We start from the raw sequence: 241 nt of genomic DNA, 5'->3' as shown, positions 1-241 counted from the left end.
ATATAAATCATTGCTTGGTCTTTTACTTTTTCTAAACTAGACCAATCTGGTTTCAAAATATGTAAATCATTAAAACAATCGTTCCAATAATCAACCATATCTCTTTTTAATTCAATTTCTCCACGCCATAAGTGTTCAGACATAACTTCAATGTCTGCATTATCCTTACGTTCTTGTTTTTTATTATAAATTCTAATAAATCTATCACTGTCACGAACACCAAAATATTTTGTTTCTGGTT

The 241-nt window shown here is 28.2% G+C and carries 1 protein-coding gene; it reads right to left on the bottom strand.

Features of this window, described 5'->3' with window-relative positions; genetic code table 11:
- A partial coding sequence (locus tag SH09_RS14280) for a replication initiation factor domain-containing protein (RefSeq protein WP_042740265.1) occupies positions 1 to 241 on the bottom strand: 241 nt, incomplete at both ends.

This window comes from Staphylococcus gallinarum, assembly GCF_000875895.1.
Lineage (GTDB): Bacteria > Bacillota > Bacilli > Staphylococcales > Staphylococcaceae > Staphylococcus > Staphylococcus gallinarum.
The sequence above is the reverse complement of the archived record's forward strand: the minus strand, read 5'-3'. Positions and strand labels throughout refer to the sequence as shown.